Origin of the sequence: Natrinema salaciae (genome assembly GCF_900110865.1) — an archaeon.
Taxonomy (GTDB): Archaea; Halobacteriota; Halobacteria; order Halobacteriales; family Natrialbaceae; genus Natrinema; species Natrinema salaciae.
Map to the genome: position 1 here is coordinate 1,083,257 of NZ_FOFD01000001.1, position 21,445 is coordinate 1,104,701.

General features: G+C 66.3%; 23 protein-coding genes, 2 rRNA genes and 1 pseudogene. 15 read left to right on the plus strand and 11 right to left on the minus strand.

The genetic code is table 11. The features are described from left to right. Positions 1-12 precede the first annotated feature (12 nt). The 5 genes from BMX07_RS05200 (at position 13) to BMX07_RS05220 (ending at position 5,015) form a co-directional block, all read left to right on the plus strand. A complete protein-coding gene (locus BMX07_RS05200) occupies positions 13-1,446 on the plus strand; it encodes an FAD-binding oxidoreductase (RefSeq protein WP_090614632.1) in 1,434 nt (477 codons plus the stop codon). Beyond that, a complete protein-coding gene (locus tag BMX07_RS05205) occupies positions 1,446-1,919 on the plus strand; it encodes an ester cyclase (protein ID WP_090614635.1) in 474 nt (157 codons plus the stop codon). Before BMX07_RS05200 ends, BMX07_RS05205 begins: the two co-directional genes overlap by 1 nt. Before the next feature lie 62 nt (positions 1,920-1,981). Next, positions 1,982-2,974 (plus strand): 2-phospho-L-lactate transferase, encoded by a 993-nt coding sequence (cofD, locus tag BMX07_RS05210; protein WP_090614639.1) that lies wholly within the window; start codon positions 1,982-1,984, stop codon positions 2,972-2,974. A gap of 1 nt (position 2,975) precedes the next feature. Further along, entirely contained in the window at positions 2,976-3,737 is a 762-nt protein-coding gene (locus BMX07_RS05215) for a tRNA-dihydrouridine synthase (protein ID WP_090614644.1), read from the plus strand. Between the two features lie 84 nt (positions 3,738-3,821). Next, complete coding sequence (locus BMX07_RS05220; protein WP_090614647.1) at positions 3,822-5,015, plus strand: endonuclease/exonuclease/phosphatase family protein; 1,194 nt, start codon at positions 3,822-3,824, stop codon at positions 5,013-5,015. Between the two features lie 70 nt (positions 5,016-5,085). Here the strand turns inward: BMX07_RS05220 and BMX07_RS05225 are convergent, their stop codons facing one another. After that, a complete protein-coding gene (locus BMX07_RS05225; RefSeq protein WP_090614650.1) occupies positions 5,086-5,430 on the minus strand; it encodes a cupin domain-containing protein in 345 nt (114 codons plus the stop codon). Between the two features lie 150 nt (positions 5,431-5,580). On the opposite strand from BMX07_RS05225, the gene BMX07_RS05230 reads away from it, so the two are divergent. The 3 genes from BMX07_RS05230 (at position 5,581) to BMX07_RS05240 (ending at position 7,332) form a co-directional block, all read left to right on the plus strand. Continuing rightward, complete coding sequence (locus tag BMX07_RS05230; RefSeq protein ID WP_090614653.1) at positions 5,581-6,432, plus strand: triphosphoribosyl-dephospho-CoA synthase; 852 nt, start codon at positions 5,581-5,583, stop codon at positions 6,430-6,432. Continuing rightward, positions 6,429-7,043 (plus strand): DUF447 domain-containing protein, encoded by a 615-nt coding sequence (locus BMX07_RS05235; RefSeq protein ID WP_090614656.1) that lies wholly within the window; start codon positions 6,429-6,431, stop codon positions 7,041-7,043. The genes BMX07_RS05230 and BMX07_RS05235 overlap by 4 nt, the downstream gene beginning before the upstream one ends. 97 nt (positions 7,044-7,140) lie before the next feature. Then, a complete protein-coding gene (locus BMX07_RS05240) occupies positions 7,141-7,332 on the plus strand; it encodes a 30S ribosomal protein S17e (RefSeq protein ID WP_006184283.1) in 192 nt (63 codons plus the stop codon). A 144-nt stretch (positions 7,333-7,476) separates the two neighbouring features. Here BMX07_RS05240 and BMX07_RS05245 read toward each other — a convergent pair whose 3' ends face one another. After that, entirely contained in the window at positions 7,477-7,743 is a 267-nt protein-coding gene (locus BMX07_RS05245; protein WP_090614659.1) for a hypothetical protein, read from the minus strand. Between the two features lie 221 nt (positions 7,744-7,964). On the opposite strand from BMX07_RS05245, the gene asd reads away from it, so the two are divergent. The 3 genes from asd (at position 7,965) to BMX07_RS05260 (ending at position 10,217) form a co-directional block, all read left to right on the plus strand. Continuing rightward, on the plus strand, positions 7,965-8,999 hold the full coding sequence (gene asd / locus BMX07_RS05250; protein ID WP_090614662.1) for an aspartate-semialdehyde dehydrogenase: 1,035 nt from the start codon (positions 7,965-7,967) through the stop codon (positions 8,997-8,999). Positions 9,000-9,210: 211 nt separating this feature from the next. After that, a complete protein-coding gene (locus tag BMX07_RS05255) occupies positions 9,211-9,855 on the plus strand; it encodes a helix-turn-helix domain-containing protein (RefSeq protein ID WP_090614666.1) in 645 nt (214 codons plus the stop codon). Between the two features lie 53 nt (positions 9,856-9,908). Next, the gene (locus tag BMX07_RS05260) at positions 9,909-10,217 is read left to right on the plus strand and encodes a HalOD1 output domain-containing protein (RefSeq protein ID WP_090614669.1); all 309 of its coding nucleotides are present in this window, start codon (positions 9,909-9,911) and stop codon (positions 10,215-10,217) included. Positions 10,218-10,321: 104 nt separating this feature from the next. Here the strand turns inward: BMX07_RS05260 and BMX07_RS05265 are convergent, their stop codons facing one another. Together BMX07_RS05265 and BMX07_RS05270 are read right to left on the minus strand one after the other, a co-directional pair. Continuing rightward, positions 10,322-10,753 carry a universal stress protein gene (locus BMX07_RS05265; protein ID WP_090614671.1) on the minus strand — a complete coding sequence of 144 codons (432 nt, stop codon included), beginning with the start codon at positions 10,751-10,753 and terminating at the stop codon, positions 10,322-10,324. A 154-nt stretch (positions 10,754-10,907) separates the two neighbouring features. Further along, the gene (locus BMX07_RS05270; protein WP_090614927.1) at positions 10,908-11,882 is read right to left on the minus strand and encodes a D-2-hydroxyacid dehydrogenase; all 975 of its coding nucleotides are present in this window, start codon (positions 11,880-11,882) and stop codon (positions 10,908-10,910) included. Positions 11,883-12,096: 214 nt separating this feature from the next. On the opposite strand from BMX07_RS05270, the gene BMX07_RS05275 reads away from it, so the two are divergent. Beyond that, a complete protein-coding gene (locus BMX07_RS05275; RefSeq protein WP_090614674.1) occupies positions 12,097-13,488 on the plus strand; it encodes an NAD(P)/FAD-dependent oxidoreductase in 1,392 nt (463 codons plus the stop codon). 103 nt (positions 13,489-13,591) lie between these two features. After that, entirely contained in the window at positions 13,592-14,506 is a 915-nt protein-coding gene (locus BMX07_RS05280) for a cytochrome c oxidase subunit 3 (protein ID WP_090614677.1), read from the plus strand. Between the two features lie 39 nt (positions 14,507-14,545). Here the strand turns inward: BMX07_RS05280 and BMX07_RS05285 are convergent, their stop codons facing one another. Continuing rightward, positions 14,546-14,728: a hypothetical protein gene (locus BMX07_RS05285; RefSeq protein ID WP_090614930.1), complete on the minus strand. Its 183-nt coding sequence runs from the start codon at positions 14,726-14,728 to the stop codon at positions 14,546-14,548. A 113-nt stretch (positions 14,729-14,841) separates the two neighbouring features. After that, positions 14,842-14,973 carry a hypothetical protein gene (locus BMX07_RS25410; RefSeq protein ID WP_281246929.1) on the minus strand — a complete coding sequence of 44 codons (132 nt, stop codon included), beginning with the start codon at positions 14,971-14,973 and terminating at the stop codon, positions 14,842-14,844. 299 nt (positions 14,974-15,272) lie between these two features. On the opposite strand from BMX07_RS25410, the gene BMX07_RS05290 reads away from it, so the two are divergent. After that, positions 15,273-16,124, plus strand: coding sequence for a manganese catalase (locus BMX07_RS05290; RefSeq protein ID WP_090614682.1), 852 nt, complete (start codon positions 15,273-15,275; stop codon positions 16,122-16,124). Positions 16,125-16,300: 176 nt separating this feature from the next. On the opposite strand, the gene BMX07_RS05295 is transcribed toward BMX07_RS05290, so the two are convergent. Beyond that, positions 16,301-16,885, minus strand: coding sequence for a DUF7979 domain-containing protein (locus BMX07_RS05295; RefSeq protein WP_090614687.1), 585 nt, complete (start codon positions 16,883-16,885; stop codon positions 16,301-16,303). Continuing rightward, positions 16,882-19,170 carry a DUF6789 family protein gene (locus tag BMX07_RS05300; protein ID WP_090614691.1) on the minus strand — a complete coding sequence of 763 codons (2,289 nt, stop codon included), beginning with the start codon at positions 19,168-19,170 and terminating at the stop codon, positions 16,882-16,884. Before BMX07_RS05300 ends, BMX07_RS05295 begins: the two co-directional genes overlap by 4 nt. Positions 19,171-19,390: 220 nt before the next feature. On the opposite strand from BMX07_RS05300, the gene coxB reads away from it, so the two are divergent. Continuing rightward, on the plus strand, positions 19,391-20,173 hold the full coding sequence (coxB, locus tag BMX07_RS05305) for a cytochrome c oxidase subunit II (protein ID WP_090614694.1): 783 nt from the start codon (positions 19,391-19,393) through the stop codon (positions 20,171-20,173). A 302-nt stretch (positions 20,174-20,475) separates the two neighbouring features. Here coxB and BMX07_RS25760 read toward each other — a convergent pair. The 3 genes and pseudogenes from BMX07_RS25760 to BMX07_RS24820 all read right to left on the minus strand — a co-directional run. Next, positions 20,476-20,784 (minus strand): annotated as a pseudogene (locus tag BMX07_RS25760) (DUF7344 domain-containing protein); the annotation flags it as partial. A gap of 299 nt (positions 20,785-21,083) precedes the next feature. Then, positions 21,084-21,205: ribosomal RNA gene (rrf, locus tag BMX07_RS05310) — 5S ribosomal RNA — on the minus strand. Positions 21,206-21,330: 125 nt separating this feature from the next. Then, positions 21,331-21,445 (minus strand): 23S ribosomal RNA (locus tag BMX07_RS24820); the annotation flags it as partial.

The following is a 21,445-nucleotide window of genomic DNA, read 5'->3' on the forward strand; positions in this document are numbered from 1 at the left end:
ATATCGTGTCGTATGGGAACAGCATACAAATCGGCGGGCGACGAAGCGCTCGAGGAGCTCCCGGACGACGCCGTTCGATCCTTTCGTTCGGGATTCCACGGCGACGTGCTGCGTCCATCCGACGAGGGATACGACGACGCGAGGGCGATCTGGAACGGGATGATAGACAAGTATCCGGCGCTCGTCGCGCGCTGTTCCGGCGTCGTCGACGTCGTCACGGCGGTGACCTTCGCCCGGGAACACGGCCTCGAGCTCGCGGTCCGGAGTGGCGGTCACAACGTGGCCGGGACGGCAGTCTGCGACGGCGGCCTCGTCGTCGACCTCTCGGCCATGAACGGCGTTCGGGTCGACCGCGACGCGGGGACCGTCCGCGCCGAAGGCGGTGCGACGCTCGGTGACGTCGACCGGGAGACGCAGCGCCTCGGCCTCGCGACGGCACTCGGTGCCGTCTCGCAGACGGGGATCGCCGGATTGACCCTCAACGGCGGCTACGGTCACCTGAGTCGACAGTACGGGTTGGCGCTGGACAACCTGGGCAGCGTCGAGATCGTGACCGCCGACGGACAGGTGCGAACCGCCAGCGCCGACCGAAACGAGGACCTCTTCTGGGCGGTCCGCGGCGGCGGCGGCAACCTCGGCGTGGTCACTGGCTTCGAGTACGTGCTCCACGAGGTCGGCCCCGAGGTGTACGCCTTCTTCGTCTGGTTCCACGGCGACGCCGCCGCCGCGGCGATGGCGGCGTTCGAGGAGTGGACCGAGACCGCGCCCCGAGACGCAGGGGTCCTCGCGTTCACCGCCCACGTCCCCGAGCTCGAGGAGTTCCCCGAGGAGACGTGGGGCGAACCGGCGGTCGCGTTCCTCGGGTCCGCCCGCGACGACTCGGCTGCCGACGGCGAGGTCTTCGAATCGCTTCGCGACGTCGCGACGCCAATCGCCGACATGAGCGGGCCGATGGCCTACGCCGACCTCCAGTCGATGCTCGACGAGGACTACCCGGACGGGCTGCGATACTACTGGAAGTCGATCTTCCTCGAAGAACTCACCGACGAGGTCTTCGACCGTATGGTCCGGTACAACGACTCGGCCCCGTCGGCGCTCTCGACGATCGACTGCTGGCACCTCGGCGACGCGGTCGCGGACGTTCCACAGGACGCGACCGCGTTCTGGCACCGGGACAAGCCGTACATGCTCACCGTCGAGGCGAACTGGGAGGACTCCGACGACGACGACGCGAACGTGAGCTGGGCCCGCGAGGTGTTCGCCGACGTGCAGGCGCTGCCGGTCGCGTCCGGCCGCTACGGCAACTTCCCGGGACTCAACGAAGACCCCGCGAAACTGCTCTACGGCGACAACTACGATCGGCTGGTCGAGGTCAAGACGAAATACGACCCGGAGAACCTGTTCCGGTCGAACCAGAACGTCGCGCCGCGAGCGGGAGCGAAGTGATGGGCGGCCCCTCGGCGACCGAGCCCGCCGAGCCGACGATCGAAGACCGAAACGAGCGACTCGTTCGGGACTACTTCGCGGCCGTCTGGAACGACGGCGACCTCGAGGCGCTCGACACCGACGCGGTCAGCGACGATTACGTGCTCCACCACGGGACGGACGGCGCGTACACGGTCGACGAACTGCGAACTGCGTGGGCGGACTGGTACGCGGCGTTTCCGGACCTGCGAAACGAGATCGAGGACGCGATCACGACGGCCGATCGGGTCGTCGTCCGGTACCGGTTTTCGGGAACGCACGAAGCGGCAGTTTTCGGCGTGCCGGCGACGGGAACCGAGGTCGAAACAGCCGGCATCGTCGTCTTCAGCGTCGAAGACGTGCAGATATCGGAAGCGTGGGCGATCGACGACGTGGACGAACTGCGCTCACAGCTCGGCGCTCGACGGGCCGGTGCGGAACGACCCGACTCGTGACGCGCGGCCTCGAGCGGCCGCGGCCGAAAGCGATTAAGTAGTCTCGCTCGAGAGTTGTGCGTATGGTAACCTTCCTCTCCGGCGGCACGGGAACGCCGAAGCTGTTAGACGGCGCCGCAGCCGCGTTCTCGCCGGAGGAGACCACGGTCGTCGCCAACACGGGCGACGACATCGAACTCGGCGGGCTCTTCATCTCGCCGGACATCGATACGCTGCTGTTTCAGGGCGGTGGGATCCTCGACCGAGAGACGTGGTGGGGAATCAAGAGCGACACGCACCGAACCAACTCGGCGCTGATGGACATCGCCGAGGCCGCGGACCTCCCGACGGGCCCGCAGTACCTTCCCGAAGAAGATCAGACCGGGAGCCGCGAGCTCGCGAACTGGCGGCGCTTCTCGGGCGTCGCCGAGTTCATGACGATCGGCGACCGCGACCGGGCCGTCCACATCACGCGGACGAGCCTGCTCGACGAGGGGTACACGCTGAGCGAGGTGACCGAGCGTCTCGCCGGCGCGTTCGGACTGACGATCGATCTGCTCCCGATGAGCGACGACCCCATCGCCAGCCTCGTCCACACCGACGAGGGCCTCATGCACTTCCAGGAGTACTGGGTCGCCCGCGAGGGCGAGCCGAGCGTCGACACCGTCGAGTTCCGCGGCTCCTCGAAGGCCGAGCCCGCACCGGGCGTCCTCGAGGCGCTCGAAGACACCGTCGTCATCGGCCCGTCGAACCCGGTCACCAGCATCGGCCCGATGCTCGCGCTGCCGGGCGTGGCGGACGCGCTCGCCCAGACGACCGTCGTCGCCGTCTCCCCGTTCCTCGGCGACGACGCCTTCTCCGGACCCGCGGGCGACCTCATGAAGGCCGTCAACGCCGATCCGAGCACCGACGGGCTGGCGACTGCCTACCCGTTCGCGGACGCCTTCGTGATCGACGAGAGCGACGACGCCGACTTCGATCGACCGACGGTCGAGACCGACATCCGAATCGACACCCGAGGGGACGCCGCGCGAGTGGTCCGCGCGGTCGAAGACGCGATCGGCCGCGTGATCTGACGTGTCCTCGACACCGTCGTTCGTCCCGCCGCTCGCGCTCGCGAGTCTCAGCGGCGAGGCCGACGCCGACTGGGCACGGGCCGGCGCGGCGTACGCGGGCGCCGCGTTCCTCGGCGGGATCGCCCTCGACGCGGACGCGAGAGCCGCCGCTCGAGAGCTCGTCGACCGCGACCGCAACGAGTTCCTGCCGGACGATCCGCTCGCCTTCATCGACCGGGAACTCGAGGCCCTCGCGGAGACGCCGATCCAGCCGGCGTTCAACGTCCGGAGCGCGACCGTCGAGCCGGTCGCCGAGGCCGCCCGCGTCTGTCGGGACCGAGACGCGTACCTCGAGATCAACGCCCACTGTCGACAGGACGAACTCCGTGCCGTCGGCTGTGGCGAGACGCTCCTGCGGGACGGCGAGCGCCTCGCCGAAGCCGTCGACCGAGCCGCCGAGACCGGCGCGACCGTCGGCGTGAAGGTTCGCGCGGAGGTTCCCGGCGTCGACCTGCCGGAACTGGCGCGGGGGCTCGAGGCCGCGGGTGCCGACTTCGTCCACGTCGACGCGATGGACAGCGAGTCCGTCGTCGCCGACGTGGTCGACGCGACCGAGCTGTTCGTCATCGCCAACAACGGCGTCCGCGACGACGAGACCGTCCGCGAGTACGTCGACTACGGTGCCGACGCAGTGAGCGTCGGTCGGCCCAGCGACAATCCGGTCGTGCTCGAGCGCGTTCGCGAGGCGGTCGACCGGCGGCTGGGACTCGCGGCGACCGAGTAGGCCCGATTCGAACCGGTCCCGATAGCCCGGGATCGACGGCCGAGTCGACCATAGGTTTTTGGTAATATCTGATTATCATCCCGTATGGTCCGAGACGCGACCAGGCGTCAGTTCGTGACGGCGACCGGTGCAGCGATCGCATCGACGGGGATCACCGGCACAGCGAGCGCGACCGGCGGCCGAGCACCCACCGCCGTCCGGTACGCGGCGTTCAACGTGATCGAACTCGAGACCGGGCAGGTCCAGGAGCCGGGCGACGAGCAGGCGGAAGCCGCGGCCCGAATTATCCAGGAGGTTCGGCCGGACGTACTGGTCGTCAACGAACTCACCAACAACATCCAGGAAGGGGAGCGGACGGATCGCACCAACATCGACGCGTTCGTCGAGAACTACCTGTCGGTTCCCCAGCGCGACGATCTCGAGGGGATCGACTACCCGCACACGCTACAGCCCGACAGCAATACGGGCGTACTGCCCGACGATCCGTACGACTTCGACAAGGACGGTGAGCGCGGGCAGCGACCGGGCGACGCGTTCGGATTCGGGGAGTACCCGGGCCACTACGCGTTCGCGATCGCCAGCCGCTACCCGATCCGGAAGGAGGGAATCCGCTCGTTCCAGGAGTTCCGCTGGGACGAGATGCCCGACAACCTGATCGTCACCGAGGAATCGGCCGGCGACGACGCCGAACGCTACCTCACCGCCGAGGAGCGGGAGGTGTTCCGCCTCTCCTCGAAGACCCACATCGACGTGCCGTTCGACGTGGACGGGGACCTCGTCCACGGGCTGTTCGCCCATCCGACGCCGCCGGGGTTTGACGGCCCCGAAAACTTCAACGGACGGTGGAATCACGACGAAGTTCGGTTCCTCGCGGACTACGTCGCGGGCGCGGACTACATCTACGACGACAGCGGCGTGAGCGGCGGCCTCGAGGACGACGCGTCGTACGTCCTGCTGGGCGACATGAACGCGGGTCCCCGGACCGATCGGCCGCTCGACCCCGCGACGACGTTCCTCTTCGCCAACGACGACTTCGACACCTGCCGGCTGCCGACCAGTCCGGGCGGCGCACAGCGGGGGAACCCGTACGCGACCCGGTTCGGCGGCGACTTCGACGGCGTCGTCGAACAGATCGACTACGTCCTTCCGTCGCCGGACCTCTCGATCCGGCGGTCGTCGGTCGTCTGGCCCGCTGACGCCGCGAACGAGCGGGGCCTCGGCGACGACGTCTCGAGGGCGTCCGACCACCGGCTCGTCTGGGCGGACATCGTCGCCTAGCGACGGCGGTTCGCCGTCGAAGAGATATCGCGACGACGACCACACACCGCGGCTCCAGCGCGGGCGACCGTCAGAGCGGCGCGCCGATCAGTACGAGCTTCGCGCGCTCGTCGCCGCGGTTGTGGATCTGACGCGTCTCCTCGGGATCCAGTCGGATCAGCTCGTCCGCCTCGAGCGCGACCGTCTCGTCGGCGTCGGCGAGTTCGATCTCGACCGTTCCCTCGACGACGTAGTAGACCTCCTCCTGCCCCGAGTCGGTCTCGTCGTGTTCCATTCCCTTGCCGTCGGGCTCGAGCTCGAGGACCGAAACGCCGAGCTCCGCCGTGTCGAGGTCGTCCTTGAGGAACCACATTCCGCCCCACTCCTCGTCCATGACTGACTCCGGGTCGGTCTTCGCGGCAGTGTCGTAGCCCATACGTGGTTGATTTCCGTTTCGGCACATAAATCGAGTGGGCGGCGACCCCGTTCGACGGTGGACGGTCGCCCGCCGACCGCGACGGCCGACGACCGCCGGTCGAGCGCGACAACCCCCACCCCTAAGCCCCGCCGGAACGCAACGGGACACATGCGAACGTCGGCTCAGAACGCGGAACTGGCGCTGCTCCTCGAGGTCGCGGGGACCCCGAAGCCGGGGAACGTCGACCGCCACCGGGACCTCGACGACCTGCGGTTCGAACACTTCCTCGCGGGGGCGGTGGGAGCCCGCGACGGGCTCGAACTGGCGGCCGACGGCGCGGCCGTCGGCCCGGCGTTCGAGCGGGCCGTCAGCGGCATGGCCGCCCAGCAAGGGGGAAACACGCAGTTCGGATCGCTGCTGTTGCTCGTCCCGCTCGTCCGCGCCGCCCGCGAGGAGCTGTCCCAACCCGTCGTCGAATCCGTCGTGCGGGAGACGACCGTCGGCGACGCGGCGTCGTTCTACCGCGCGTTCGAGCACGTCGACGTGGCGGTCGACGATCCACCCGAGGACATGGCCGCCCTGGACGTCCGCCGCGGCACGGACGCGATTCCGGCGCTCGAGGAGCGCGGGCTGACGCTGCTGGAGATCATGGATCGCAGCGTGCCGGGCGACGACGTCGCTCGCGAATGGGTCCGCGGTTTCGAGCGATCGTTCGCCGCGGCCGAACGACTCGCCGACGCCGACGGACCGGTCGCCGATCGGACCGCGGCGGTCTTCCTCTCGCTCCTCGCCGAGCGACCGGACACGCTCGTGGCGACCCGCCACGACGAGGATACCGCTCGAGACGTGACCGACCGCGCCGCGGCGCTGCTCGAGGACGACGCCCTCGAGACGGACCGAGACGCCGTCGAGTCCTTCGCCGACGACCTCGTCGCGCGGGGAATCAACCCCGGAACGACGGCGGACGTCACCGCGGCCGGCCTGTTCGTCGCGCTCGAGCACGGGGCGATCGCACCGTGAGCGACGATCGAAACGCGGGAACCGACCGCGAGGGCGAGTCGACGGGGCCCGCGGAGTGGCCCGTCGCGCTCGCCGGCGTCACCGAATCGGTCGTGACGACGCTGGGTCCGAACGGGCTGTGGAACGCCGCGGCGCTCGGCCTCCACGCCGGCGATCCCGTCACCGCGCGGACGTGGGGGAACACCCGCACCCGTCGGAACTTCCACCGGCAGGGGACGGGCTACGTCCAGTTCGTCGACGACCCCGTCGACTTCGCCGACGCCGCCCTCTCGATCGTCGAACGCGAGGAACCGGTCCTCGAGTCCGCGAACGCCTGGGCGCGCGTGGCCGTCGACCGGGTCGATGCGGGGAGCGAGGGCGACACCGAGTGGGAAGAGTGGACCCTCCGCCCCCTCGAGTCGGCGGTCGAGCGCGAAACCGTTCCGACGATCGACCGCGGGTTCGGTGCCGTCGTCGAGGCGACCGTCGCCGCGTCGCGGCTCGCCGTCCCCGAGTACGACGAGCGCGAACTGCGGGACCGCCTCGCGTACTGCGCCGACGTCGTGGACCGCGCCGGCGGACCGCGCGAGCGTGAGGCGCTCGAGCGCGTACGCGACCACACGACGTGGTGAGGGGCGCGATACCGACCCAGTACGCGACGCCGACCGGCCGGGCCGTCGGAGCACCGAAGAGAAAGGGATTAAGAGCCTCTGGACGGAACCGTCCCATATGGCAATCAAACCGGCCTACGTCAAGAAGACCGGGAACCTCCTCCTGGAACGGTACCCGGAGGCGTTCACGACCGACTTCGAACAGAACAAAGAGAGCGTCACCAAACTCACCAACGTCGAATCCAAGGGCGTCCGCAACCGTATCGCCGGCTACGTGACCCGGAAGAAAGGCGCTGAAGTTCCCGCATAAGTCGGTATTCTCGCCTCGAGCGCGTCGCTTCCATCGATCACGAGCCGCGGCCGTCGAGTCGATCCTCGAGAAGTCGAGTCGCCGAATCCGGTTGGTCCTGCTCGTCCCGTTTCGTCGTCGATCGAGAGACAGCGAAAAACGGTTCTATTCGTCGAAACCGGGCTCCATGTAGACCGCGGCGACGGCCGCGACCATCGCGATAGCGAAGCCGAACAGCAGTCCGACTATTCCCGTCAGAATGTCCAGCTGGAAGCCGATCACCGGCAGTACCCCGTCGGTATACCCCAGCCAACCGAAGGCGAGGGCAAGGAGCCCCGCGACGGCCGCGACGGCCGCCGCACCCATACTGAACCGCGTCTCGAGCAGTCCCCGGTCACCGGTACTCGCGGTCGAACTCGTCATCGGGACCACCTCTGGCCGGCGGCCTCGCATCGATCCTGTCGGTAGTGCATCGGTCGCTAGGTGCCGCTCCCGTTTCTTAATATCTTCTATTCGCCCACAGGAGATTGCGTCGAGCGCCGCTGGGCCCGCGGCGGCCGGCCGGCGCCGACGCCGTGCGAGCAACTCCGCCGATTGACACCTGCTACCGAAAACCCAAACGGTTTTGCGGACACGACTCGGAGTGGCGGAAAATGGCAGTACGAGTAGGCGTACTCGGTGCGACCGGCGCCGTTGGACAGCGACTGATTCAGCTGCTCGATCCCCATCCCGATTTCGAGATTGCAGCACTCACCGCGAGCGAATCCAGTGCCGGCAAGACGTATCGACAGGCCGCGAAGTGGCGCGTCGACAGTCCCATTCCCGCGGACGTCGCCGAAATGACCGTCACTGCGACCGATCCCGACGAGGTGCCCAACGACGTCGACATGTTGTTCTCCTCGCTCCCGTCGAGTATCGGCGCGGAGGTCGAGCCCCCGTTCTGCGAGGACGGGTACGTCGTCTCCTCGAACTCCTCGAACGGCCGGATGGACGACGACATCCCCCTCGTGATCCCGGAGGTCAACGCCGACCACCTCGACCTGCTCGAGGTCCAGCGCGACGAGCGCGGCTGGGACGGCGCGATGGTCAAGAACCCCAACTGCTCGACGATCACGTTCGTCCCCACGCTGGCGGCCCTGACCGACTTCGGCCTCGAGAAGGTCCACGTCTCGACGCTCCAGGCCGTCTCCGGCGCGGGCTACGACGGCGTCACTTCGATGGAGATCATCGACAACGCCATCCCCTACATCGGCGGCGAGGAGGACAAACTCGAGACCGAGTCCCGGAAACTGCTCGGGACCTTCGACGGCGCCGAACTGTCGCACAACGGCATGTCGGTCGCGGCCTCCTGTAACCGCATCCCGACCATCGACGGCCACCTCGAGAACGTCTGGGTCGAGACCGAGGACGAACTTACCGCCGACGCGGCCGCCGAGGCCATGCGCGAGTACCCGTCGCTGGACCTGCGTTCCTCGCCGGACCCGCTCATCCACGTCTTCGACGAGCCCGACCGACCCCAGCCCCGGATGGATCGCACGCTCGGCGACGGGATGGCCATCGCCGCGGGCGGCCTCCAGGAGTCGCCCTTCGGCCTGCAGTACAACTGTCTCGCCCACAACACGATCCGCGGTGCCGCCGGCGCGAGCGTGCTGAACGGCGAACTCCTGCTCGAGAACGGCTACATCTAGGGCGGGTGTCGTTCGGCGTCTGCCGTCTGCCGTCGGCTGGCCGAATCCCTCCCCTCCTCCTCTCGGTGTCGTCTTTTCGCGCTCCGTACTCGCGGCTGGTTCGAACGACCGCGTCCCGATCAGCGTGCCCGAGAGCGGCGGTTCCGAATTTCGGTAATTAGTGCTTCAGTATAAACCGATCCCCGCCGTAGATCGATGGTAGGAACGCTCCATGACGCTCATCGTCGAGTTCGAAATCGCGACGCCGATTCTTCGACGGACCGTCGACGCCGTCTCGAGGATCGACGTCGAAGAGATCTATCAGTCTGCGACGGGGGAGACGAAACTCATCTGCTGGGTGTACGGGGACGACCTCGGGAGCGTCGAGACGGCGTTCGACGACGACGACACGGTCCGCGCGTATACCCGCCTCGAGGAACCGAACGGTCATCGCCTCTACAGCGTCACGCTCTCGGAACGCGGGCAATCGCATCTGACCTACCCCACGGCGGCGGAGTACGATATCGGCTATCACGAGATCACCGTCACGGAGGACACCCAGATCCGCGCTCGCGTCCCGACGCGAGAGGCCCTGTTCGCGTATCGCGACGTCTGTCACGAGAAAGACATTCCGTTTCGAATTCAGCGAATCTTTCAGGAATCGGATCGGACCGGCGATCGGTACGGCGTCACCGACAGACAGCGGGAAGCGCTCGTGGTCGCCCTCGAAGAGGGCTACTTCGACGTTCCGCGGTCGACGACGTTGACGGCGGTCGCGGACGAGTTGGGAATCTCGGACCAGGCGCTGTCCGCTCGGCTCCGACGCGGGCAGGCAAACTTGCTCCGAACCACGCTCCGAGATGGTGCCCCGTCTTAAAACGTTGATCCTCCAATCGGGATCGTTTCCCCCGTGGCAGCCGTACGAGACGTATGGAAACCGAGACCCCTCCCTGCGAGTCGCGACTACGAGATCCGAGCGACGCCTATCAAGCCGAGCCCGAACAGCCGCCCAGCGAAGCGGTCCTCGCGGCGATCGCGTCGGCGACCGAACTGGACACCCTCGAGCTCGCGGACGAGTTCGGGCCGCTGTACGACGTCATCGATCCGTCCGCGCTGGATTCGCTGTTCCGATCGACGGCGGAGCGGGAGCAGTCCGTCGGCTGCGTGACGTTCGAATACGCCGGCTATCGAATCGCAGTCGATCGGACCGGCCGAATCGAGCTCGCTGACGCCCTCTAGCGGCGGCTCTCGAGCGGCCAAGGGACCGAGACGGCCGAGTAGCCGAATAGCCGAGACGAGCGAGCAGGTATCGGCGACGACAGAACGTACCGCAGTTGACCCAGCTACCCGTCGTCTTCCGGCAGCGCGACCACGGGGACCCGAGCCTCTTTTACTAACCGACGAGCCACGTCGCCGGTGAGCAGTTCCACGAACCGGCGCCCCTCGCGCGGCTCGAAGACGACGGCGTCGGCGTTTCGGTCGACCGCCGCCTCGAAGATCGTCTCGACGACGTCGGTACCGAAGAGGACCGCCGTCTCGACCGATCCGGCCCGTTCCGCGAGCGGTCCGCGGGCGCGCTCGAAGATTTCCCTGGCGTACTCCTCGCGCTGTTCCACCGAGGCCTTGTCTGGCGCGCCGCCGGCCTTTTCGATCACGTTGACGACGAGCACCGTACTCGAAGGGGAGAGATAGGGGGCGAGCGCCGCGGCGGTCCGCTCCCCGTCGTCGGGGTCGGCGACGGGGACGAGGACCGTCCCGTCGAACGTCAGCGACATCGAGCGACACCCTCCGTTTCGCCCCGCGATCTTCGATCGGTGCTATCGGCACGTGACAGTTCCATACGCGTGGTTCGATGCAGGGGCTCAAAAAGATGCCCGGACGGCTCGACGGACGGTCGAGCGGATGCCGACGGGGCGAACGCCGGTCCGGTCAGGGCAGCACCTGATTCTCGAAGTCCGTGACCGCGTCTGACTCGTCGAACCGGCGGCGGTTCTCGGCGACGATGTCGGCCAACCGATCGTAGTACTTCGGCGTGTGCCCCGCGTTGTGGGGCGTGATCTGGACGTTCTCGAAGCCCCACAGCGGATGGTCCTCCGGCAGCGGCTCGGGATCGGTGACGTCCAGCGCGGCACCGCGTATCCAGTTCGAACGCAGCGCGGCGACGAGCGCGTCGGTGTCGACGACCGGACCGCGGGCGATGTTGATCAGCACCGATTCGGGGTCCATCGTGACGAACGCCTCGCGATCGATCAGTCCGCGCGTCGTCTCCGTGAGCGGACAGGCGAGCACGAGGTAGTCCGTCCGCGCGAGCGCGTCGTCGAGGGCCTCGTCCTCGAACCCGATCACCTCGTCCGTCGGGCCGCCCTTCTCGGGGCTGTAGCGCACGCCGATCGTGTCCACGCCGAACGGCTCGAGACGCTCGCAAACCGCCCGGCCGATCGCCCCGAGTCCGACGACGGTGACCGTCGATCCCTGCAGTTCGTGGGCCTTGTAGTGGCGCCACTCGCGGCGGCGCTGCCGGCGCGCGCCGACGTGGAACCGCCGGGTGAAGTGCAAGATCGCGCCCAGCACGTGCTCGCCGATGTTCGGCCCGTGGACCCCGGAGGCGTTCGTCACCGCGACGCCGCGATCCGCGAGCTCGTCGAGCGGCAGGTGCCCGGTCCCCGCGTAGGCACAGGCGAACACCTCGAGGTCGGCGGCGGCCTCGAGCAGTTCCGGCTCGAGAGTCATGCCGGTGACGAAGCGCGCGGTTTCGATCCGCGATCGCTCTTCGGCCGGCGTTCGGGCGAGTGCGACGGTGTGATCCGGCAGGCGGGCGCGGATCGCGTCGGCGTACTGTTCGATCGGCGTTCCGTGGGTGCCCTTCCGGAGCACGAGCACGTCCGGCGCGTCGGCATCGCTCATGTCCGTTCCCTCGTCCGATGCGATCAAAAGGGTTCGTCTCTCGGCACCCCGATCGGCTCGCGGTCGGTCCGAGACCGCGACCGTCCGTCGTTCGCCGCGCCACCAGCGTCCACCCCCGCCAGCACGCGTTCGATTCGGAACGACGACGGACCGATCAGCCGCACGGATAGTCGCCTCGCAGTTTTTATAATGGCTCACTGAGTCCCCACGGCGTATGGAACGCGTAGACGTCGCGATCGTCGGCGGCGGCCCCGCCGGTGCATCCGCGGCCGAACGGGCGGCCGCCCACGGCGCAGAGACGGTTCTCTTCGAGCAGGGGGTGCCCCGAGAGGACCGCGAGGGCCCCGGGCCCGATTCGACCGACGCGGCCGGGATGCTGGATTACTGGATCGATATCATGGGGTTCGACTACCGGGAGATTCCCGACGAGGTCATCCACCGGGAACTCGAGGCGACCGAGTTCGTCGGCCCGAACAGTCGCGTCGAGCTGACGTCGACCGGGATGGAGGCGAGCTACCCCGAGTTCGGATACACCTTCCACCGCGCGCGCATGGACGACTGGCTCCACGAGCGCGCGGCCGACGCGGGCGCCGACCTGCGCGTCGGCGTCGGCGTGAAAGACCTCGAGACCGACCTCCGGTCCTCGAGTTCGAAGGGGCCCACCCACACGCTGACGCTCTCGAACGGCGAGCAAATCGAGGCCCAGTACGTCGTCCTCGCAGACGGCCCGCAACGGCGGATCACCCTCGACGCCCTCGATCAGTTCACCGCGCCCGGCCGGAGCGTCTCGGACCACCTCTCGCCACCGGAGGCGAACCACATCGCCTATCAGGAGTACCGGGAGTTCCCGCCCGAACTGTTCGATGAGTTCGAGGATCGGCTTCTGTTCTGGTGGGGATACATGCCCGGCGAAACGGCCTATCCCTGGGTCTTCCCGAACGACGGCACGGTCGCTCGCGTCGGGCTGACGATGCCGATCGGGATGAGCCTCGAGGACGTCACCGACCCCGGATCGTACGCGCTCCTGCGACCCGACGACGAGGGGATTCCCTCGGGCGCGGAGTACATCAGCCGCCTCCTGGAGCAGGAGTACGGCGACGAGTACGACGTCGAAGCGGACATCCCGCGAGTCGAGGACCGCGGCAAGTCGAAGGGGACCGAGACCTATCCGATCTCCTCGACGCGACCGATCGAGTCGCCCGTCGGGGCGAACATCGCCGTCGCCGGCGGCGCGATGGGAACCACCTCGGCGTTCCACGAGGGCGGCTACCACGTCGCCGTTCGCACCGGCAAGATCGCGGGGCGACTCGCCGCGACGGACGCCATCGCGAACTACAACGACGTCTGGAAACGCGCGATCGGCGACGAGATCCTGCGCAACGTCGCCTTCGCCGACATCGTCGCCGACTACGGACCAGACGACTGGGACTGGGCGTTCGACACGATCAACGACATGCAGGGCACCGGCCCGAGCGACGGACTGGTCAGCAGGAAGTACTCCGCCGGCTTCGACGCCGCGAAGATCCTCGCGACGTACAAGCGCAAAAAGTTCGCGTACCGCGACGGCGGCTACGTCCAGCTCTCGGAAGACGACTACTTCTACTGAGCCCGCCGGCTCGCGGTCGTGATTCCGGCGGTCGAACATGTAACAACGGCCTCACTGCCTGTACGCGGTCATCCTTTTTCCGGATCGACGTGGAAGCGGGCCCATGGGCACTGGTGGACACACCGATCCGCCCGACGAGCACGCTCCGCGAGCCGACGGCTCCGGCCATCGCGTTCCCGAGGGACAGTCACCCGAAGAGTACGGCGACCACCGGGGCCGCGGCGATCACGACGACCACGGACACGAGCACCGGAGTCGATGGCCGCTCGTCGCCGCCGCCGGGGCCGCCGGGCTCTACGGCGGGGTCGCCAGCTATATCCTCGGGAACGAAACCGGTCTCGTCCCGCCGCTGCTCGGCGTCGGTCTCGCCGTCGTCGGGACCATCGTCCTGCTGGCCGGCGTCGCGGGCTGGGTCGATCAGGCGTTCCTGGCACCCGCTCGCGACCCGCAGGGGGCCCCAAAGTCCCGGGATTCGTACGTCTCGACGACGCTGGTCTTTCTCGCGACCGACGTCTCGACGTTCGGCGCGCTGTTCGTCTACTACTTCTTCGTCAGAGTCGGGGCGTGGCCACCCGAGGAGTTACCGCCCCTGCTCGGCTCCCTCGTAATCGTCAACACCGCCATCCTGGTCGCCAGCAGCGTTACCTTCCACTACGCGCACGAGGCCCTCGAAGACGACGAGCGGCGGCGCTTCCTCGGACTCCTCGGAACGACCCTCGTCCTCGGACTCGTCTTTCTCGCCGGACAGGCCTACGAGTACTACGAGTTCATCGCCGCGGAGGGCTTTACCCTCTCGAGCGGCGTCTTCGGGACCGCCTTCTTCGGGCTGACCGGGCTCCACGGGCTCCACGTCACGCTGGGCGTCGGCGGCATCGCCGTCCTCTGCTGGCGAGCGCTCCGGGGCCACTACGGCCCGAATCGCGATACGTCGATCGCGACCGTCTCCCTGTACTGGCACTTCGTCGACGCCGTCTGGCTCTTCCTCGTGATCGTCCTCTACGTCGGCGCGTCAGTGTGAGCCGTGCCGGCGATCCGCGAGCACCGCTCGCGAACGCGTCTACGGGATCTCGTCGTGATCGAGATCCGTCTCGAGAACCTGTAGCGCCGACGGCTCGCAGTCACAGAAATCCGACTGGCCGAGCGGCTGAAAACTGCCGTCGGGCCGGACCTGAACGATGCCGATCTCCCCGCAGTGGTCACATTTCGCCGCCGCTCGTTGTTTGTCGTCGTTGTTTCCCACCGGGGTCACCTCGGGGACCGATTCGTACCACAGCCAGCGGGGAAAAACCCGGTGGCCGATCGCGGTGACCGTCGGGTTTCGACGAACGCGTCGGCCCGCAGCGACCGGCCGCCTCACTCGAGGCTGACGGTAACGAACCGCCGGTCGGCAGTCCCGTGCGATCCCCGGACGCCCCCGAACTCGACCGACCGATCCGGCTCGACGATCGCGTCGGGATACGACGGCGCGTGCTCGTAGGCGATCACTATACACCGCGATCGACTGACTCGCCGTCGGCGAGGACACTGCGCCGTACGTGACGAACACGCGTCGTGACGTCGACCAGCTGTCCCGCTCATGCACTGCTCCCGACCGCCGGTGTCGGTATAATCCTGTACTACGTTGCCACAACGATCGCGGAAATCCTTCGAGCGCCGATATCGTACGTTTCGACGCTTTTCCCGCCACAGCTGACCAAGAAGCAGCGGCTATTACCAGTCGATGGAAGATTCTTCGCAATTCGTAACAGTCTTTTAACTTACTGGGTAGCGGCAGGGATCAGTGGATGTTCTTTCACGAACCGGAACTGCAGTACGAGGTCACCGTCGAAGAACCGGACCCGCACTTCGCGAAACTGCTCCAGCAGGCCATCGGCGGCCAGGAAGGCGAAATGCGCGTCGCCATGCAGTACATGTTTCAAGCCTGGGCGCTGCCCGAGGAGTACGAGGAGTACCGGAACCTGCTGATGGAGACGGCGGCCGAGGAACTGGGCCACATCGAAATGCTCGCGTCGGCCGTCACGAAGAACCTCAGGGGCTCGCCAACGCAGATGAGCGAGGAGGCCCAGGAGACCGCGGCGACGGCCGCGGCGATGACCGGTCAGAACCCGCGACAGTTCCTCTCTGCCGGCCAGTCGGCGATGCCCGTCGACAGCAACGGCGTCCCGTTCACCGGGGCCTACATCGCCGCGTCGGGCAACCTCGCCGGCGACCTCTACGCGAACGTGATGGCCGAGGCGACCGGTCGGACCCTCGCAACGCGGCTCTGGGAGTACACCGACGACCCCGGCATGAAGGACATGCTCTCCTACCTGATCGCTCGGGACACCATGCACCAGAACCAGTGGCTCGAGGCCCTGGACACGCTCGACGATCCGGTTCCGGTCCCCGCGAGCTTCCCGCAGGAACAGGAAAATCAAGCGGTCAATTACACGTTCATCTCGACCCGGCGCGAGGAACAACCGGACCCCGAGTACCCGTGGACCCAGGGCGAGGCGCCGGACGGCAAGGGCCAGTTCTCCTACGCCGCCGAACAGCCGGGTGACGGCGACGTCGTCGCGCCCGGACCCGACCCGATGACGAACAACGAACCCAACAGAACCGATCAGTCGAGCGGAACCGGCGAATCGAGCGACTGAAGCCGCCGCATCTCGTCGCCATCACTGCGATTCGACGCGATCCGTTTCGCTGAGTCGGGGTTCCGCCATCGAACCGCCGTTCTCTCCGTCGTCCCTCGTGTGTCGTCCCTTCCAGTGGCGAGAGCGATGCGTCTCGCTGCTCTCGCCGACCGTGTGGGCGGAGACCGCCAGAGCGCTCACTCCGTCCGTTCGCCTCGCATCCGTTCCTCGAACCCCGCCATCTTCCGGTAGATCGGCGGCGTCAAGACGCCCGCGATTCCGACGAGTATCGCGATCCCCCCGATCGGGAACAGCAGCGGCGCGACCTCGAGACAGGAGTTCTGCGAGGTTATCTGTACGTAGTAGCGTTCGCCCTCGTACTCGACGATCGCCCCCTCGAGCAGCGCCTCTCTGTTCGCCATCTCGCCGTCGACGTTCGCCTCCTGAAGCGGGCTGTCGATCGCTTCCTCGAGGGCCGTTCGTTCGGCCGGCGAGAGCGCCGCGGCAGGCAGCGTTTCGACGGTCTCCGGCGGGGTCTCGCCCTCGGCGACGGGATCGGCCGTGATACTGGGGGTCCCACAGAGTCCGATTCCGTCCTGAACGACGACGTAGCCGCCGGTAATCGCGAGGGGGAGGCCGGAAGCGATCAGGAGGACGCCGAGAAAAGGCGCGGCGTAGGTCAACACCAGCGACTCGGACGACGTCGTCGGCTCGACCGGTCCCGTCTCGTCGGTCGCGGGCGGCTCGGTCGCATCGGAAGACGAGTCGTCACCGGCGCTCATCGCTGTTCGTCCTCCCCTGTCGACGGACGGCGCTGACGGCCGCCGAGATACGCGATCGTTCCCGCGAGGCCCAGTCCGTAGATCCAGTGTGCGAGCAGGACGAACAGCAGGTACGCGACTATCTCGAGCCCGGTCTGCCCGGTGTAAAAGGCGAGCGCGAACCCCGACGCGATGACCGTCGCGTACCACAGTCCCGTGACGAGCGTCAGCTCGCCCGGCAGGTACTCGCCAAGCGACAGAAACAGCAGGGGCCAGACCGTCATTCCGCCGACGAGGAAGATCCCGTATCCCAGGGCGAGATCCGCCGGCAGCCCGACGAACGTCGCGAGCGTCGCGAAGGCTTGGAGATCGAAGACGCCCAGTACCACCGCAACGAGGAGCACTGCCGTCAGCAGCATCGTGCCGACGAAGCCGCCGGCCGCTCCGATACCGGCGTCGTTCGCGGTCGCCCGCGCGACCGGCTCGATTCTGGCGTACATCGACAGCGGACGGTCCTCCCGTGCCGGCACGTACGACGGCCGAACCTCGTCGGGCTCGCTCGGCGCCACCCCGCGTTCGCGCTCGAGGCGGTCCTCGAACCACTGCCACTCGGGCGTGAACTGCTCGGTCGCCTTCAGTTCCCACGGGTCGGCGGTCTCGATCGGCGTCCCCTGGAAGTACGACCAGAGCATGTTGTAGAGCCACATGAGAACGCTGATTCCGATGAGAAAGGCCCCGACGGTCGCGACGACCTGTAGCCCCGAATACTCCGCCGGATAGGTCGCGTACCGCCGAGGGAGCTCGAGGAAGCCGAGTGCCATCAGCGTCATGAACGTGAGCGCGGACCCGACGACCAGCAGCGACGACTGGAAGATCGCGAGCCGGCGGTCGTACATTCGACCGGTGATCAGCGGGAACCAGTAGTAGCTCGCGGCGAACATCATGAGCGGGATGATTCCCATGAGAATGAGGTGGAAGTGACCGACGACGTAGTAGGTCCCGTGGTAGATGACGTCGACGGGAATGACGGCGAGGAAGATACCGGTGACGCCGCCGACGATGAACAGGCCGATCGAACCGATACAGAGGATCGTCGGCGCGGCGAGCCTGACGTCCCCGTTCCACATGGTGGTGATCCAGTTGAACACCTTGATCGCGCTGGGGACGGCGATCGCGATCGACGTCGCCATGAAACTCGCCCGGACGCGCGGATCGACGCCGGTCACGAACATGTGGTGGGCCCAGACGCTGAAGGAGAGGACGCCGATCGCGATCGTCGAGTAGACGATAAACTTGAACCCGAACAGCTTCCGACCGACGAACTTCGGCAGGATCAGGCTCATCAGCCCGGTCGCTGGCAGGAAGATGATGTACACCTCCGGATGGCCCCAGAACCACAGCAAGTGCTGCCAGAGGATGGGGCCGCCCCCCTCGACCGCGAAGAACGTCGTCCCGAAGTTGCGATCGAAAAGCAACATGAGCAGGGCCGTCCCGAGCAGCGGAAACGCGAAGACGATGATCGCGCTCGTGATGAGCATGTTCCAGGAGAAGATATCGAGGTTCGCCCAGCCGATCGACTCGTCGCGCTCGTAAATGACCGTCGTGATGAAGTTGATCGCCCCGATCGTGGTCGCGATGCCACTCAGGTGGAGTCCGAGGAGGAGAAAATTCGTCTGGGGATTCGGTGCCAACGATAAAGGCGGATACATCGTCCACCCGATCGCGGGCTCCTGAAACGCCAGCAGAACCGACAGCCACTCGGTCGGAACGACGACGGCGAGGACCGCCCCCGATACTTCGGCGACGATCCCTAGCCGAGCGAGCAACAGCGAGGGCGGCAACAGCCAGAACCCGATGGCGTTGAGTCGTGGAAACGCCATATCGTCGGCGCCGATCAACAGCGGGAGGAAGTAGTTCCCGATCCCGAAGAACACCGGCGTGACGAAGAAGATCAGCATCGTCAGCCCGTGCATCGTGAACAGTTCGTTGTACGTCTGTTCGGTCCAGATGTTCGCCTCCGGCGTCAGCAGATGCGTCCGAATCATCATCCCGTCGATCCCACCCCAGATCGCCGCGAGGGTCCCGAACGCGATGTAAAGCAAGCCGATTTCGCGGTGGTTCGTCGTCGTCGTCCAGCGAACGGCGGCCGCCTTCGCGTCGGCGAGACTGAGCCGCCGCTTCCGACCCGTGACGTAGCCACCGTCCGGCGACGGCTCGGCCCGCAGCCGCTGTGCGAAGAGGACGACCAGCAGACAGCTGACGACGATGGCCCCGAACAACGAAACCTCGGCGATCGCACGGTTCATCGTCGCCCGTCACCCCCGGCCGTCCGTCCACACCGCTCGTCGCCGTGCATAGCGGTGGACTCACCATCGACCCCAATAAAGGTGGATTGGCAATTTCGTGACACTCGTCGCCCGTTACACGTCACCCCAGCGGGTATGCCCCTCCTATAGCCGTTCGAAATCGTGACAGTCAGCTGAATCGTGCAGACGGTATTTCACGCCGGCTCCCGAATCCTCGCCAATGAGTAGCCGCCGACGGACGATCGCCTCACTCGTCGTCGCAGCGCTCTCGAGTCTCCTCGCACTGACTGGAACCGTCGCCGCACAATCGGAAAATCGCGACCTCATCGACGGCCTCGAGTATCAGTTGCTCTACGTTGCCCTGCCGCTGACCCTGTTCGTCCTCATGATCTTGATCTACGCGGCCGTCAAGTTCCACGACAACGACGATCCCGAGCCGACTACCGAGGACCCCGCCCTGGAAATCACCTGGACCGCCGCGACGGCGATCATCCTCCTGTTCGTCGGTCTCTCTGGGTACAGCGTTCTCGTCAATCCGTACGTCTCACCGTCGCAGGCGAACGATGTCGATACCAGCGGCAGTCAGGAAGATATCGAATCGTTCGACGACCTCCCCGAGACCGACGACGAGGAGGTACACGTTCGTGGCTACCAGTGGGAGTGGCAGGCGACCTATCCAGAATCGAACGTGACGACCGAAAACGAGATCGTGATACCAGCCGATCGAAACGTAACGTTCTGGCTCAGCAGTGACGACGTCGTCCACTCGCTGTTCGTACCGGACCTTGGCATCAAACAGGACGCGTTCCCCGGTGATTACACCCGCGCTCGGACCATCGTCTCGGAACCGGGCAACTACGACGCCGTCTGCGCCGAGTTCTGCGGAGCCGGCCACTCGCGGATGGACGCCGAGATCGTCGTCGTCGAGCCGGACACCTACGATCAGTGGCTCGAAACAAACGAGGGCAGCAACAATGTCACGACGGCGCCGGTGCCCGAATGAGCGCATAGATCGCCCGGTGACGGATTCGTTGATCGGCCGAGCCTGCAAGAGTTAAACGGGACGCCCGCTTAGAAGGGGTGCGTGCCTTCAGTCCCCGTCCGAGCAGACCCATTCGGGTGCGATGACAGTACGGCGAACCCGGGCACGCGACAGACGTACTTGGAGAACTCCCACGAGTTCTCCCGCCCGGCACGAGGGTTAGCCAGCCGACGCGGCACGCCGCCACGGGATGAGGCTGGACGTTAGTGTTCCGGGTGACATTTCCGCACAACAGTTCCTACTGATCGCCGAGAGCTGCTGCACTAGCTTCGCTGTTGGTGATCGAAATACGTCGATTCCGTCACCGTATCGCTATAGCGGAACGACTCGGAACCCGCCTCGGCGCTCGAACCGACCCCTTCGGCTTCTCTGGCTCGTTTCACAGTCGATCGAACCGTGTCGAAGTTCTCTCCGATTACGACATCTCCATTTCGACGGTCGTACCTGACGAGTTCGCGATCAGCGTGCTGTGGCAGATGGGTATGGAGCAACGATAGCGTGACGGAGCCTTTTTGTTCTTGAGTTACAGTTTCGATCGGTATGTCCTGCTCCTGTGCAGCGATCTGGAGCGAGAGTCCCGCTACGTGGGCCTAGTTGCCGTCTAAAACGTGGTACAGAACGTACCGACGGCAGGAGTCGGAACGAAGTTCGCAAACAGTGTCGAGCATCGAACTACCGGTCTCGAAATCCATGTACCCGCGTTTCAGAGACAGTTGGGTAAGTCCCATTCCAGAGATATTTGGCCTCCGTAGTAGGAATGGGTCGATTTATCGCCGGACGAATCCGTGACGGACGTGTGCTATATACGCAGAAAACCCCGCACAGCGACTGCCAACGCAGGTGCTGTGCGGGGTTGAAGTACGAATATGAGTGGAGGCGGCGAAACGGATTTCCCAGAGGGTCGCCCACTCCAGTACTGACCGTAACGCAGGCGAGCTTATCTTCCGTGTTCGGGATGGGTACGGGAGGCACCTCGCCGCTGTGGCCGCCGTAATGCCGATCAACGGAATCGAACCGTTGTCATTCCAATATCGGTGTGTGTCCAAGACCGAATGTACGTGTAGTCCAGTTTGCGTCCGGACCCGTTCTCGCGTCACGGATCCAATGCGATTGTAGTATGAATGTGTGGCTTGGCCAGTTAGTGCTCGCGGACTCAACACCTCGTTGCCTTGGTGCGTACATCCCGAGTCTATCGAACTCGTCTTCTACGAGTGGCCTCAGTGGTATCTCTTT